Origin of the sequence: Bordetella tumbae (assembly GCF_965139195.1) — a bacterium.
Lineage (GTDB): Bacteria > Pseudomonadota > Gammaproteobacteria > Burkholderiales > Burkholderiaceae_B > Bordetella_A > Bordetella_A tumbae.
Map to the genome: position 1 here is coordinate 29959 of NZ_CBCSJH010000043.1, position 14773 is coordinate 44731.

10 protein-coding genes are annotated in these 14773 nt (G+C 62.2%); 9 read left to right on the top strand and 1 reads right to left on the bottom strand.

Translation table 11 applies throughout. The annotated features are described in order from the left end of the window. The first annotated feature begins 58 nt into the window (after positions 1 to 58). The 3 genes from ACNA0J_RS26220 to gluQRS all read left to right on the top strand — a co-directional run bounded on the left by ACNA0J_RS26220 (position 59) and on the right by gluQRS (position 3872). A complete protein-coding gene (locus ACNA0J_RS26220; RefSeq protein ID WP_415821832.1) occupies positions 59 to 2092 on the top strand; it encodes a TRAP transporter permease in 2034 nt (677 codons plus the stop codon). Between the two features lie 436 nt (positions 2093 to 2528). Continuing rightward, positions 2529 to 2987, top strand: a complete 459-nt coding sequence (locus ACNA0J_RS26225) for a Smg family protein (RefSeq protein ID WP_094824010.1) — start codon at positions 2529 to 2531, stop codon at positions 2985 to 2987. Between the two features lie 3 nt (positions 2988 to 2990). Further along, a complete protein-coding gene (gene gluQRS / locus ACNA0J_RS26230; RefSeq protein ID WP_415821833.1) occupies positions 2991 to 3872 on the top strand; it encodes a tRNA glutamyl-Q(34) synthetase GluQRS in 882 nt (293 codons plus the stop codon). On the opposite strand, the gene ACNA0J_RS26235 is transcribed toward gluQRS, so the two are convergent. Further along, positions 3860 to 6697, bottom strand: a complete 2838-nt coding sequence (locus ACNA0J_RS26235; protein WP_415821834.1) for a GDYXXLXY domain-containing protein — start codon at positions 6695 to 6697, stop codon at positions 3860 to 3862. The genes gluQRS and ACNA0J_RS26235 overlap by 13 nt on opposite strands. A 62-nt stretch (positions 6698 to 6759) precedes the next feature. On the opposite strand from ACNA0J_RS26235, the gene ACNA0J_RS26240 reads away from it, so the two are divergent. The 6 genes from ACNA0J_RS26240 to ACNA0J_RS26265 all read left to right on the top strand — a co-directional run bounded on the left by ACNA0J_RS26240 (position 6760) and on the right by ACNA0J_RS26265 (position 14547). Further along, on the top strand, positions 6760 to 9369 hold the full coding sequence (locus ACNA0J_RS26240; RefSeq protein WP_415821835.1) for a DNA topoisomerase III: 2610 nt from the start codon (positions 6760 to 6762) through the stop codon (positions 9367 to 9369). A 166-nt stretch (positions 9370 to 9535) separates the two neighbouring features. Further along, positions 9536 to 10603 (top strand): ABC transporter substrate-binding protein, encoded by a 1068-nt coding sequence (locus ACNA0J_RS26245; protein ID WP_415821836.1) that lies wholly within the window; start codon positions 9536 to 9538, stop codon positions 10601 to 10603. Between the two features lie 7 nt (positions 10604 to 10610). Next, complete coding sequence (locus ACNA0J_RS26250; protein ID WP_415821837.1) at positions 10611 to 11381, top strand: ABC transporter ATP-binding protein; 771 nt, start codon at positions 10611 to 10613, stop codon at positions 11379 to 11381. Positions 11382 to 11395: 14 nt separating this feature from the next. Then, entirely contained in the window at positions 11396 to 12247 is an 852-nt protein-coding gene (locus ACNA0J_RS26255) for an ABC transporter permease (protein WP_415821838.1), read from the top strand. 13 nt (positions 12248 to 12260) lie between these two features. Beyond that, positions 12261 to 13052, top strand: a complete 792-nt coding sequence (locus ACNA0J_RS26260; RefSeq protein WP_415821839.1) for an SDR family oxidoreductase — start codon at positions 12261 to 12263, stop codon at positions 13050 to 13052. Positions 13053 to 13110: 58 nt separating this feature from the next. Then, a complete protein-coding gene (locus tag ACNA0J_RS26265; RefSeq protein ID WP_415821840.1) occupies positions 13111 to 14547 on the top strand; it encodes an aldehyde dehydrogenase family protein in 1437 nt (478 codons plus the stop codon). Positions 14548 to 14773: the final 226 nt, after the last annotated feature.

The following is a 14773-nucleotide window of genomic DNA, read 5'->3' on the forward strand; positions in this document are numbered from 1 at the left end:
CCCCTCAGCGCGCCGGGACGCACCCCGGCGCGCTGCGTTTCTTTTGATAGGCCTGGCGATGGAAATCGATCACGATAAAACCCAGCAACTCGCGGAAAAATTCGACTCCGAAATCCGCTTCCGGCCACTGGCCAAAACCGCCACCGCGATCGTGTCGGTCCTGCTCGTATCGCTATCGATATTTCACTATTACACGGCGGGCTTTGGCCTGCTGCGCGAGGCCACGCACCGAGGCGTGCACCTGGCCTTTGTACTGAGCCTGATTTTCCTGGTGTTCGGTTTCAGCAAATCGCATTATCAGCGCGAGCCCCGTTCGACGCTGCTATCGCCGGGCGGCGTGCCGTTGTACGACTGGATCATCGCCATCGTGCTGGCCTTCAGTGTGCTGTATATCCCGTACATCTTCGAGGACCTGGCGTTCCGCGTCGGCAATCCACTGCCCATGGACGTATTCATGGGTTCGGTCTTGATCATCGGCCTGCTGGAAGGCACGCGCCGCGCCATGGGTTGGCCCCTGCCCATCATTGCACTGGTCTTTCTCGCCTACGCCGCATTCGGGCCCTGGTTTCCCGGCCTGCTCAAGCACGCCGGCAATACCTGGCCGCAGATCGTCAACCACATGTACCTGACCAGCCAGGGCATTTATGGCGTCGCCGTAGGCGTGGTCGCCACCTACGTTTTTCACTTTGTGCTGTTCGGTGTGCTGGCCAGCCGTATCGGCCTGGGACAATTATTCCTGGATGTCGCCTCGACCATCGCCGGCCGTTATGCCGGAGGCCCAGCCAAAGTTTCCGTCTTTGGCTCGGCCATGTTCGGCATGCTGTCGGGCTCGTCTGTCGCCAATGCCGTCACGGTGGGATCGCTAACCATCCCGGCCATGATCCGTATCGGCTACCCGCGCCACTTCGCCGCAGGCGTCGAAGCCGCATCCAGCACCGGCGGCCAGATCACGCCGCCCATCATGGGGGCCGCGGCTTTCCTGATGATCGAATTCCTGGACATCCCTTATCAACAGATCATCATGGCCGGTATCTGCCCGGCCTTTTTGTATTTCTTCGGCATGTTCATGCAGGTGCACTTCGAGGCCAAGCGCGAGGGGCTGCGCGGCCTGCGCGAAGACGAAATGCCCAATCTGCGCGACTCGTTCAAACGCCGGTGGCCAACCCTGCTGCCACTCATCGCCCTGATCTCGGTACTGGCCAGCGGCCGCACCCCTTATCTGGCCGCGTTCGCCGGCATCACAGGCTGCATCCTGGTAGGCCTGCTCAACCCGCTCCAACGCCTGAAATGGCGGGACCTGTACGACTCCTTCGAAACCGGCGCCAAATACGCGTTGGCCGTCGGTGCGGCCGCCGGCACAGTAGGCCTGGTCATCGGCGTCGTCACCCTGACGGGCGTGGGCTTCAAGGTGTCGTACATCGTGATCTCGGCAGCCCAGTTCATCTCGGGCGGGCTGCATACCGTCATTCCGGAATTCCTGGCGTCGGCACAAACCCTGACCTTGATGGCCGCCCTCGTCATGACCGGCATTGTGTGCGTGCTGATGGGCTGCGGTGTACCCACCACCGCCAACTACCTCATCATGGTTGCCATCGCCGCGCCCATCCTGGTGCAACTGGGTGTCCAACCGATTGCCGCGCACTTCTTCGTGTTCTATTTCGGCATCCTGGCAGACATCACTCCGCCCGTCGCGCTCGCCGCCTATGCCGCGGCGGGCATGGCGGGCAGTGATCCGTTGCGAACAAGCGTCACCGCCTTCAGGCTGGGCATTACCAAACTGATCGTGCCCTTTGTATTCGTCTTTTCCCCGTCGCTGCTGATCTCGGTGCAAGGCTTCACGTGGTTTGCCTTCCTGGAAACGCTGATCGGCTGCATGATCGGCCTGGTATTGCTGTCCGCTGCCTTTTCGCGCTACATGCTGGTCAGCATGAAATCGTGGGAACGTTGGCTATGCACCATCGGTGCACTGCTGACCATTATTCCGGGCTTCACCAGTGGCCTCGTCGGTTTGGCCGTCTGCATCCCGGTATTCATTCGCCAACTGGCGCAGTTGAAGGCCGAAAAAACAGATAAGGCACTCCCCGCCACGTAACCTCGGCCACCATCCCTCGCCACTCTCATCAATCGCAACGCAAGATCCCGGCACGAACAGTCACCCCTGGCCCAATCAACCATGGCAAGCAACCGTTGCGAGCCGGGGTCCGTTGTGTAAAGGCCGCACCGGCCCGTTGAGCGCGGGGAAGTCCCGCAGGGACCGAGGCCCCCTGGTCATGGGGCCGAGCCCGCGTGATAGGGCCGGTGCGGCCTTTACACAACGGACCCCGGCGCCTAAAGAACTCCACCGGGAGCAATACCCAATCCCCGCCTTGGCGACATACCGTGGCAATAAAGAAACGCCTCCGCGCACCCACCATGGCCAGCAGCCCCCCAAGTTGCCCCCAATGACAATTCAGCGTACATTTAAATTCACGTTTGCTGGTTTGCCGATATGCGGGCCGACTGGGCAAACAGGCACTACTTTGCGCCATATGTTCGATATCCTCGTTTATTTGTTCGAAAACTACTACACGCCGCAAGCCTGTCCCGCGGCTGACATCCTGGCCAAACGCCTTGCCGCGGCCGGCTTCGAGCACGACGACATAGACGACGCCCTGGGTTGGCTATACGGTCTGGCCGAAACCACCGAACGCTGCGTTGATCTGGCCCAGGTGCCCAGCACCGGCACGCGCATCTACGCTGATTCCGAATACCGGCAACTGGGGTCCGAGTCCATCGGCTTCATCGCCTTTCTCGAATCGGCCGGCGTTCTGCCCGCCCCCTTGCGAGAAATCGTCATCGACCGTGCATTGGCGGCCCCCGAAACCCCGGTACCTCTGGCCAAGATCAAAATCATCGCCCTGATGGTGCTCTGGAGCCAGGAAGCCGACATCGACAACCTTGTCCTGGAAGAGCTGCTCGACGACGACGGTGCACGCCGGCTCCACTGAGCCGTGCACTACGTCGGCCGCTTTGCCCCCAGCCCCAGCGGGCCCCTGCACCTGGGCTCGCTAGTCGCCGCCTTGGCCAGCTGGCTGGACGCACGCGCCCAGGCCGGGCGCTGGCTGCTGCGTATCGAAGACGTCGACACGCCTCGCACCGTCCCCGGCGCCGCACAGACCATCATGAGCCAACTGCGCGCCATGGGCCTGCATTGGGATGGGGATATCCTGTGGCAATCTCAGCGCAACAGCACTTATCAACAGGCCTTTGACGCGCTGACAGCGCGAGGACTGGTCTATGGTTGCGGCTGCACGCGCCGGGAAATTGCGGACTCCGCATTGCGCGGAACCTTGCCGGCACTAGACGGCGAACGCCCCTATCCCGGAACCTGCCGTCATGGCCTGCCACCAGGCCGTCAGGCGCGTGCCTGGCGGTTACGTGTCCCCGAAGGCATCGAGACCTTTGTCGACCGCTGGCTGGGCCCTCAGCAGCAGAATGTCGCACAGGCAGTGGGCGATTTCGTCCTGCGCCGTGCGGATGGCCTGTGGGCGTATCAACTGGCCGTCGTGGTGGACGATGCAGAGCAAGGCGTCACCGATATCGTGCGCGGCGCGGACCTGCTCAGTTCCACCGCCCGCCAACGCATCCTGGCTCGGCTGTTGGGCGCCGAACCCCCGCGCGTCATGCATGTGCCGTTGATCACCGATCCCGACAGCGGCCTGAAATTGTCCAAACAGAATGGCGCCGCGCCGCTGGATACGGCACAGCCTTTGGCGATGCTGACGCAGGCTTGGCAGGCGCTGGGCTTCGCCCCCATCGCCGCAAGCACACCGGAAATGCTCCTCGCCCAAGCGATCCCGCAATGGGCCCAGCGCTTTCCCTACAACGGCTGACGATCTTCGCCCAGCATACGCACCAACAACCCTGTCCCGTCGTCTCCCACCCGTATTTCGCCGTAACGCGCCCGCGCATAGCGATCGGCCTGGCCTTCCGGAAAGAAATACGCGTTCGTGACAATCCGCACGTCGCGATCGCGGATGCGATAGCGCAATGCAATTTCGTCGCCCGTCACAGGTTGTGCATCGGCTTGCGTCCGTACCCATCGCGCCACGCCATCGCCATCCGGCACTAACACCACATAACCATCGGTGGGCTGCTGGGCGGCCTCCTCGGAATCGAAACTGGGCCTCAGCTGATCACCCACCGCAAAATTCAACGCCATGTAGTCGCCCTGCATCAACGAACGCGGATCGACCGGCGCCAACTGAAGAACGACCACTCGCCCCTGAGTGAGCAAGTTCTCTCGTTGCCAAATCGTGTGGTTGACCACGGCCAGCACCAGGATCAGCCCACCCAACACCACCGCCGTACGCCAGCGCAACGCCGATGTCACAGGAGCAGGCCGCGTCGCCGCAGGCAATTCAATCGTCTTCATCCAGCGAGGCACCAGATACACCAACGCACGCAGGACAAACAACAGTAATGCGGCGCCGCCCAGCCAGAATGCCTTATCCAGCAGCGGAATTTCCAATTGGTAGTAGTACACCAACAGATACACCAGCAAGCTGAGGCCGCCCACCATCGTCAAGCGCGGTTCACGCAACCCGAAACCCAGCAACATCCAGGCCAATGCGAACGCCACACCAGGGCTGGGCAGCCAAAATAACGCCAACGCCAACAGCCCCAGCGGCACACCCCACACCACACCCGAGGTCAACGCACGACGGCGCGGCCACAGCACCGCCCACGCGCACGCCACCGGCAGCAGTACGCCCAGAACCATGATCAGCGCCACAAACGCGTCTGCGCGCCACAAGGCGGGCAATCGCATCAATGACACGCCGCCCGCCAGCCACACCATGGTCTGCACTGCCAATGCGAAAGCCCAAGCCAACGGCTTCAAGGCCTCGAACCTGGCGTGCACCGGTGCCTCGAAAGACACGATATCCCTGTCGGGCACGGCGTCATGAACGGAAGCTTCGACCGTGCTACCAAGCGATCCCGGCATCGTGCCCGGCTGCACGCGAAACAGCCCCAACGCGGGGGCGTAACTCAGGTAAAACGCAATCGCCGCCGTCCAGGCACCGGCCACTGCCACAGGCAGCCACACCCTCGTCGCGCCGATGGCCTCGTAGTCCAGCCAATCCCACATCCGGTCAGACTGCAAAAACCCGGGCACGAGATACTGCACGATCAATCCCGCCAGCGCGGTGGCCATCATGCCCGCGCTCAAGAAACGCAACAGCGTCTCGGCGCCCAAGGCATACACCACGGCCCCCAGCACAAGAACATAGAACCACGTGCCGGACTCAAAATAGGAAGACGAATCGGGATAGAGCAGGCCGAACAGCACCAACAACTGGCCCGCAAATCCCAACGCCGTCAGACACTGCCGCCAGAACAGTCCCGCCGGAACACGCAATCCGCCCACAGCCAGCGCGCACAACACCACCCCGGTAATCTTCGCCCCCGTTCCCGAGACAATCAGCTCAGACGCCAGCAAAAACAAGAGCAGCAACAGCGTCGCCAGCCATGCGCTCAAGGCCAACAACCCTTGCACATACCAGGGAGGATTCGCCTGATGCTGAATGCCGACGTCTCGCTCGACCTTGATACTTGCCGCGCGAGCATCACTCGCTGCCGCACCGGCATCATGACCGGCGTCGTCAGCCCCTGGTGTCCCGGCCCTCTGCGCGGCGTCCTCCGCCGATTCGCTTTTTTGCAGATGACTTGCCGCTGTCGCCGCCTGACCCGGTGACGCAGCATCGTTAACCGCGGCTCTCGCCGGCGGCCACACTGGTGCCGGCCGTGCCGCCAGACGGCGCAACCAGCCGGCCGCAATCACGGCCTCGCCTATCAGCAAGGCTGCCAGGGGCAATGCAGCCCAGGAGTCATTGGCGATCTCCACCAGCAACTCGCCGACGACCCGTAGCGACATCCCGATAACGCCCGCTGCCAGCAGAGCCAAAATAACCAGGTCGCGGCGCACATGTTGATAGTAGTAGCCGAGTCCCAGCGTTGTCAGGATCCAGAGCAACCCCGCACTGGACCCGAGTCCGTACAGAGGAGCGTAATCAAAAAACATCGCGATCCCGAGCAGGCCGACAGCCCATGCTACGAGCACCCTGGGTCCCAGTACCGTACTGGCGCGCCAGCGCCAGCTGGCGGCCTCCCAGCCGGCCAGGAACAGCAGATTCACGACCGCCACGGCCAACATCTGCTGGGCAGGCACCAGGATCCACAGAAACATACTGCCCTCTTGCACGTAGAGCACCATGGCAACATTGACGACCACCAGCCACAGCAGCCAAACCGCCTGACTCATGGCCACCAGCGCCCAGGGCAGCAGCAATACTCCCCACCAGGCGAAAAGCTCCCAGGTATCGGCCCCCGTCTGATATGTCTGCCCCAGCAAGGCCAAAAGCGCACCCAGCAGCAACCCCGCGAGCGCCAGCAGGGCATCGGGCCCATATCGGCGGGCGCCGTCAGCCGCACGCAGCCGCCACCCCAGCCAGGCGGCCGCCACCACGCAGACGGCCAACAAGACCTGCGCCCCCGCAAAACGCTGGGTTTTCGAGAGCGCCTCCCAATTGGCCGCCACCCCGCAAATTACCGCACTCCCGAGCAGCCAAATGCCCAGCCACAGGGTGCCGCGAGACAAAAATTGACGCCAAGCGTGCAATTCCGATCCCACCTTAATTTCCGGCTTGACTTGCATGCGGCGAATCTCCCCTCGTATTATCCGCGCTACACCGGCGGGTCTACCGCCAATGGATACCCATGAGCAAAACGCTGATTATTGCCGAGAAACCCTCGGTCGCCCTTGATATTTCCCGCGCCCTCGGAGGCTTCGCGCGCGAGGGTGATTATTTTGAAAGCGAACGTTACGTACTGGCCTCCAGTATCGGACATTTGCTGGGCTTGGTCGCGCCCAATGATCCCGTCAAGGGAAAATGGAGCTTCACGCACCTGCCCGTCATTCCGCCTGAATTCGAACTCGGCCCTGCCGACAAGAAATCGGCCGAACGCCTCAAACTACTGGTCAAGCTGGCCAAGCGAAAGGACGTGGACAGCCTCATCAACGCCTGTGACGCCGGGCGTGAGGGCGAACTGATCTTTCGCTACATCATCCAGTACGCCGGGGTCAAAAAGCCCATTAAACGGCTCTGGCTGCAGTCTATGACCCAGGCCGCCATTCGCGAGGCCTTTTCGAACCTGCGCGACGACACCCAGCTCAAGCCGCTGGAGGCCGCCGCGCGCTCGCGCGCCGAGGCCGACTGGCTGGTGGGCATCAATGGCACCCGCGCCATGACGGCCTTCAACAGCAAGGACGGCGGCTTCTTCAAAACCCCCGTGGGCCGTGTGCAGACCCCCACGCTGGCCATCGTCGCCGAGCGCGAGGAACGCATCCGCAGCTTCGTGCCGCGCGACTACTGGGAAGTCCACGCCACCTTTGTCGCCGCTGCGGGGCTCTATCAGGGCCGCTGGATCGATCCGGACTTCAAGAAAGACGAACGCGACCCCGAAAAACGCGAATCGCGCCTCTGGTCACAGGCCGCCGCCCAGAGCGTCGTAGCGGCTTGCCGCGAGCAGCCAGGCACCGTCACCGAGGAATCCAAACCCTCGACCCAGATGTCGCCGGCCCTGTACGACCTGACGTCGTTGCAGCGTGAGGCCAACGGCCGTTTCGGCTTCTCGGCCAAAACCACCCTGGCGCTGGCGCAGACGCTGTACGAACGCCACAAAGCCTTGACCTACCCGCGTACCGATTCGCGCTATCTGCCCGAAGACTACCTAGGCACCGTACGCGACACCATGCAAGCTCTGGCCAAGGGCGGTTCCAACGCGGTGGGACAGCTGTCGCGCCACGCCGGCACCGTGGTCACGCAAAACTGGATCAAGCCCAACCGCCGAATTTTCGACAATAAAAAGGTGTCGGATCACTTTGCCATCATCCCCACGCTGCAGATCCCGCATGATCTCAGCGAGGCCGAAGGCAAGCTGTACGACCTGGTGCTCAAACGTTTCCTGGCCGTGTTTTTCCCCGCGGCCGAGTACCGCGTCACCACCCGTATCACCGAAGTCCAGGGCCATCGCTTCAAGACCGAGGGCAAAGTCCTGGTCGCGCCGGGCTGGCTGGCCGTTTATGGCAAAGAAGCCCAGGGCGAAGACGCCAACCTGGTTCCCGTTGCCGACAACGAAACCGTCCGTACCGAAGACGTCGAGGCAATCGGTCTATCGACCAAACCGCCGGCCCGCTACAACGAAGCCACACTGCTGTCCGCCATGGAAGGCGCCGGCAAACTGGTGGACGACGAAGAGCTGCGCGAGGCCATGTCCGAGCGCGGCCTGGGCACGCCGGCCACCCGGGCAGGCATCATCGAAGGCCTGTTGAGCGAGAGTTACCTGCGCCGCGAGGGCCGCGACCTGGTGCCCACCGCCAAAGCCCGCCAATTGATGACGCTGCTGTCCGGACTGGACGTCACGGAATTGACCTCGCCCGAACTCACCGGCGAATGGGAACACAAGCTCAAGCAGATCGAGCAGGGCGGATTGGGCCGCGAGGCCTTTATGCGCGAGATCGCGCAGATGACCCAGGTCATCGTCAAGCGTGCCAAAGAATACGAGCGCGATACGGTGCCTGGCGACTATGCCACCCTGAAAACCCCGTGCCCGAAATGCGGCGGCGTCGTCAAGGAAAACTACCGCCGTTACGCTTGCACCCAGTGTGAGTTCTCTATCGGCAAGCATCCTGGCGGCCGCACCTTTGAGCTGCCCGAAGTCGAAGAGCTGCTCGCCAAACGCGAGATCGGCCCCTTGCAAGGCTTCATCAGCAAAATGGGCCGGCCTTTTGCCGCCATCCTGCGTATCAGCGACGAATACAAACTCGAATTCGACTTCGGCCAAAAGGACGAAGAAGACAACGAGGCCGTCGACTTTTCGGGCCATACGCCGGTGGGCAACTGCCCCAAATGCAACTCGCGCGTGTTCGAACATGGCCTGAGCTATGTGTGCGAGAAATCGGTCGGTCCCGACAAGACTTGCGATTTCCGTTCGGGCAAAATCATCTTGCAGCAAGAGATCTCACGGGATCAAATGCACAAGCTGCTGACCGACGGCCGCACTGATTTGCTCGAGGGATTTGTCTCCAGCCGCACGAACCGCAAGTTCAAGGCGTTCCTGGTGCGCCAACCCGATGGCAAAACCGGCTTTGAGTTCGAGCCCCGCGCCGCCAAACCCGGCCGCGCGCCGGCCAAGGCGGCGGGTAAAACTGCCGGCAAGACGGCGACCAAAACCGCAACGAAGACCGCAGCGAAAAAAGCCGCCCCCAAAAAGGCCGCGGCCAAGAAAACGGCAGCCAAAAAAGCCGCAAGCAAGACGACCGGCTAAGGGCGCGCTCGCGCACTCTCCGCAGGTCAATTCCGCGGGAAACAAGTTATCCACACCCGATAACGCGTTTCCCGTCCCGCAAAGACCGTGGTCCACCACGGTCTTTGCGCATTTGCAGTATCGTTGTCCTCAAACAGCCGTGTCACTACAACATTTCAGGACGACAATGCAGCGCTCTCCCTTGAAATCGGGTTCTTACACCCGCCGCCATTTTCTTGCCTGCTCCGCCGCGCTTGCGGGAACGAGTCTGCTCGGCGCGCCGGCGTTGGGCCGGACCGCACTCGGCGAGGCCGCGTTTGGCCTGGGCAGCATTGATCCTTTCTTCGCCGCCGCTTACGTCGCCTTCAAGAAAGGCTATTTTGGCGAAGGCGGCCTGGAGGTCGAATACCTGAACTCGCAAAGCGGTCCCCGCACCATGCAGATGCTGGCGGCAGGACAGATCCTCTTTGGCGCCACGGCTGCGACCGCCGCCCCGGCCTTGACGCTGGCCGGCAAGCCCGCCAGCCTGGTCTTTGGCTTTGACCGCAAACTCACCTACGCCAATGTCATCGTACGGCGCGAGGATTTCGACAGCGGCAAAATCAAGACCCTGAAAGACCTGGCAGGCAAACGCGTGGGCGCGACGCAGCCGCAATCCAGCACCTGGCTCATGGCCGTTTATCTGATGCAACAGGCAGGCATCGCCGACCAGGTCGACATCCGTCCGCTGGGGGACCTGGCCACGATGCTGGGCGCCCTGAAAACCGGCTCGATATCGGCCAGCATGGCGACCATGTCCATGATGGAACAGGCGCAGGCCGAAGGGTGGGGCGTACCGATTTTCGACGCCACCACCGAAGCCTCATGGAATGCCTTCATGGGAGGCGATGTCCCGGGCATCGCCGCCCTGACCCTGCAGGACACCATTCAAAAGCGCCCCGAAGTCGTACAAGCCTTTGTGACGGCGCTGGTCAAGGCGCAGGACTTCATCACCGCCAACAGCGCTCAGGCCGTCACAGACGCGATCTATGACGACTACCTGGCCGCCTTTCCCCGTCCCGCCATCGAAAAAACGCTGGGCATCTACAAGGAAACCGTCTTTCTGAAAGACAACCTCATCACCGAAGACGCCTACAACCGGATGGCGGCCATCATGGGCGACGGACGCCAGTTCTCGAACGAGGAAATGAAAAAAGTCCCCTACGCGACCTGCGTCGACATGTCATTCGTCCAACAGGCCCGCAAGGCGTCTTGAATCGCCGATGATCGAACTCAACGAGGTCGGTAAAGCCTACCAGGCGCGCGGCGGCACCGTACATGCGGTGGGCAACGTATCGCTATCCATTGCCGAAGGCGAATTCGTCTCTATCGTCGGGCCGTCTGGTTGCGGCAAAAGCACCTTGCTCAACATGATGGCGGGCTTCCTCGCCCCCACCACCGGCAGCATCCGGGTGGCGGGCGCACCCGTCAATGGGCAGGTACCGCCCGCCCTGGGCTATATCTTTCAAAAAGACACGCTGCTGCCCTGGTACAACGTGCGTAAAAATGTCGCGCTAGGCTTGAAATTCCTGGGCATGCCCGCCGCACAAATCGACCGCCGCGTCGCCGAGCTGCTCGAACTGGGCCACCTCAGTGCTTTCGCGCAAGCCTATCCTCATCAATTGTCCGGCGGCATGCGCCGTCGCGTCGCGCTCTTGATGAGCCTGGCCGTCGAGCCTCGTATCCTGTTGCTCGACGAGCCCTTCGGCGCCTTGGATACGCACACCAAAACGCATTTGCATCGCGAGCTCATCGAGATCTGGCGCAAGCTCGGCCAAACCGTCGTCATGGTCACCCACGATCTCGACGAAGCCATCACGCTCTCGGATCGCGTCATCGTGCTGTCGGGGCCGCCGAGCCGTGTCCTGCTCGATGAACGCATTCAGATTCCGCATCCGCGCGATGTTTTTGTGCTGCGTGAAACCCCGCAGTTCGTCTCCCACGTGCAAAGCCTCTGGAGCGTGCTGGGCGAGCAATTCCGTACGGCTGCCTGACCGCTCTGATATCCATGACTGCTTCCGACGTTTCCACCCTGCAAGACCAACTGCGCGAAGACCGGCGGGCTCAGGTACAACGCCGGCTGCGCATCACTGCGTGGCAAATCCTGATCCTGGCCATCATCATCGGGGGTTGGGAAATCCTGACCCGTATCCCCTGGTTCGCGCAGAACACCATCTTTGACCCATTTTTCATCAGCCAACCCTCGCGCATCGCCGTGCGGCTGTGGGAATGGGTGCAACCCGGCCCTCGTTCCGTCTGGCCGCACTTGTGGCTGACCCTGCAAGCCACCCTGGTAGGCCTAGTCGTCGGCGTGGGCAGCGGATTCCTCGTAGGCATGGTGCTCAGCCGCAGCCGCATGCTGGCGGATGTTTTCAACCCCTTTATCGTGGCATTCAATTCCATGCCGCGCATTGCCTTTGTTCCCCTGATCACCATGTTTTTCGGATTGGGCCTGGCATCCAAAGTCGTGACGTCGTGGTTCGTGGTGTTCTTTCTGGTGTTCTTCAACACCTACAAAGGGGGACGCAGCGTCGAACGCGAACTCGTCGATTTCTGCCGCACGCTGGGCGGCTCGCCGCGCCAGATCCTGTGGCGCGTACGTGTCCCCACGGCCGCCGCCTGGACCTTTGCCGCGCTGCCCAACGCCATCAGCTTCGCACTCATCGGCGTCGTACTGGCCGAATTCGTTGGATCCACCACCGGCATGGGCTATCTGATGGTCACCGCCTTGGCCACGCTGAACGCGACCGACATGTTTGCCGCAGTCACCTTGCTTTCCCTCGTCGGTATTGCGTTAGTCTATGCTGTAACGTGGATTGAGCGCAGACTGTTGCATTGGGCGCCCGAGTTCCGCGATTGATTGATATCCAGCCATGAATACCCCGACTGCCTCGCAAGCTTATCTACAGCGCTTTTCCCTGGCCGGCCACGTCGCCCTGATCACGGGATCCGCGCGTGGCCTGGGCCTGTGCATGGCACGCGCCATGGCCGGTAGCGGTGCGCATGTCCTCATCAATGGCCGCAGCGCCGACGCCACCGAGGCCGCGGCGCATACGCTGCGCGGACAAGGCCTGGCCGCATCGGCTCTCCCATTTGATGTATCTGACGACGACGCCGTCGCCCGCGCATTCGACCGCATCGACCGTGAACATGGCCGCCTGGACATCCTGGTCAACAACGTCGGGGCCCGTAACCGCAAGACACTGCAAGCCATTACCGCAGCGGAAATTCGTACCCTGATCGACACCGATCTGGTCGCTGGCATGGTGCTGGCCAAACTCGCCGCCGAACGCATGGTGCGCCAAGGTTCAGGCCGTCTCATCACCATCACATCCGTGGTGGGCGAATTGGCACGCCCCGGGGACGCCGTCTACCCTGCGGCCAAGCAAGGCCTGACCGGCATGATGCGCGCGCTGGCCGTCGAGTTCGGCCCGATGGGCATCACCAGCAACGCCATCGCGCCCGGAACGTTCGCCACCGAAACCAATGCCGCCATGGTGGCGGACCCTGCGATCAACGAACGCATCTGTGCCCGCAACCCGACCGGACGCTGGGGCCAACCCGAAGAAATCGCCGGCGCTGCCGTATTCCTGGCATCGCCTGCAGCCTCGTACATCAACGGCCAGGTGCTGGCGGTGGACGGGGGTTTTTCCATCTTGTTTTAGCTGCCCGGCGCCCACCCCGCCGGCATTTTCTGCAACGACACACTAGAGGTTCTCAGGCATGAAGCAGCATTTCATTGATAACCGTTCCGTACCCGGTCTCTCGGGCGAAACCATTCCCGTCATCGATCCCTCTACGGGGCAGGAATACGAGGCCATCCCACGCGGTAATGCGGCCGACATCGACGTCGCCGTGCGCGCGGCGCGCAAGGCCTACGACGAAGGCGCCTGGGGCAAACTCACCGCGGCCGAACGCGGCCGGCTGATGTTGAAACTGTCGCTGAAAATCCTCGATCACATCGACGAACTGACCGAGATCGAATCGCGCGATTGCGGCAAGCCCACCAAACAAGCCCGCGCCGACGTCACGGCCGTGGCGCGCTATTTCGAATACTACGGTGGCGCGGCGGACAAGCTGCACGGTGAAACCTTGCCCTATCAAAACGGCTACACGGTCCTGACGCTGCGCGAGCCGCATGGCGTGACTGGCCACGTGGTCCCGTGGAACTACCCGCTGCAGATTTTCGGCCGCAGTGTAGGCGGTGCGCTGGCAGCGGGCAATGCCTGCGTCGTCAAGCCCGCCGAAGACGCTTGCCTGTCGCTGCTGCGCTTGGCCGAGCTAGCAGCGGACGTGGGGTTCCCGCCGGGTGCAATCAATATCGTCACGGGCTACGGTCATGAGGCAGGCGATGCGTTGACGCGTCACCCCGGCATTGACCACATCTCGTTCACGGGCTCGCCTCGCATCGGCGTGCTGGTCACCCAGGTCGCTGCCGAACGCCACGTTCCGGTGACGCTGGAGCTGGGTGGCAAGTCACCGCAGATCGTGTTCGGCGATGCGGATATCGATGCATTGATTCCCGTGGCTGTGAATGCCATCGTACAGAACTCGGGACAAACGTGTTCGGCAGGCAGTCGTCTGCTGATCGAACGCAGTGCCTACGACCGTGTGCTCGAACGCTTGTCTCAGGCGTTTTCGGCGCTGCGTACGGGTCCCGCCACGATGGACTTGGATTGCGGTCCGTTGATCCGTAAAACGCAGCAGGAACGCGTACAGGGCTTTCTCAAAGCTGCCGCGCAAGACGGCATCGCTACCGCCGCACAGGGCAAAGTCGCCGATGGTGCGCCCGCTGAAGGCTACTACCAGGCTCCGACGCTGCTGCGCGATGTGCCGGTCGATCATCGTCTGGCACAAGAGGAAGTCTTCGGTCCGGTGTTGGCGGCCATGCCGTTCGATGACGAGGCCGATGCAGTGCGTATTGCCAACGCCACGGAATATGGCCTGGCCGCCAGCATCTGGACTCGCGATGGTGCGCGCCAACTGCGGATCGCGCGCAAGGTGCGCAGTGGGCAGGTCTTTATCAACAACTACGGAGCGGGGGGCGGCATCGAACTGCCGTTCGGTGGTGTCAAGGCCAGCGGGCATGGGCGTGAGAAGGGCTTTGAGGCGCTGTATGGGTTTACGGTGCTGAAGACGATTTCTATTAAGCACGATTGATAGGTGGTGGTGTTGTCAGTGCGGGTGAGTTGAGATTTTTACCGTTGCCCATGGGATCGACTCATCGCACTGAGTTCGGATCAATTCATCGTACTGAGTTCTTTAGGCGCCGGTGTTCGTCGCGTATAGGCGCTGCTGGCCCGTAGAGCCCGCCGAACCTGCCTTGTCAGGCGGGGGGCAGTCGGCTGGGCATGTCTGAGTGGAGCGCAGCGGAGCGAGTTTGCCC